This window comes from Clostridioides sp. ES-S-0005-03 (assembly GCF_020658455.1).
Classification (GTDB): Bacteria; Bacillota; Clostridia; order Peptostreptococcales; family Peptostreptococcaceae; genus Clostridioides.
In genome coordinates this window covers 1-347 of the sequence record NZ_JACVWI010000029.1, presented here as the reverse complement: position 1 = coordinate 347, position 347 = coordinate 1, and the positions used below count along the sequence as shown (strand labels likewise).

At 50.4% G+C, this 347-nt stretch carries 3 tRNA genes; all 3 read left to right on the top strand.

From position 1 onward, the window contains the following. The first annotated feature begins 41 nt into the window (after positions 1-41). The 3 genes from IC218_RS21675 to IC218_RS21665 all read left to right on the top strand — a co-directional run bounded on the left by IC218_RS21675 (position 42) and on the right by IC218_RS21665 (position 299). A tRNA-Tyr gene (locus IC218_RS21675) sits at positions 42-126 on the top strand. A 14-nt stretch (positions 127-140) separates the two neighbouring features. Further along, positions 141-214: transfer RNA gene (locus IC218_RS21670), tRNA-Gly, on the top strand. A gap of 8 nt (positions 215-222) precedes the next feature. Further along, a tRNA-Arg gene (locus IC218_RS21665) sits at positions 223-299 on the top strand. Positions 300-347: the final 48 nt, after the last annotated feature.

The following is a 347-nucleotide window of genomic DNA, read 5'->3' as shown; positions in this document are numbered from 1 at the left end:
TAGGTTCGATTCCTATCACCAGCTCCATGTAAAATTAATACGGAGGATTTCCCGAGCGGCCAAAGGGGGCAGACTGTAAATCTGTTGTCATCGACTTCGGTGGTTCGAATCCACCATCCTCCACCAATTAAATTAAATATGCGGGTGTAGCTCAATGGTAGAGTTCTGGCCTTCCAAGCCAGCTGTGAGGGTTCGATCCCCTTCACCCGCTCCAAAAAGCGTGGGTGCATAGCTCAGCTGGATAGAGCAACGCCCTTCTAAGGCGTGTGTCCGGGGTTCGAATCCCTGTGCGCTCACCACATATATATTGGGGATTAGCCAAGTCGGTAAGGCACATGACTTTGACT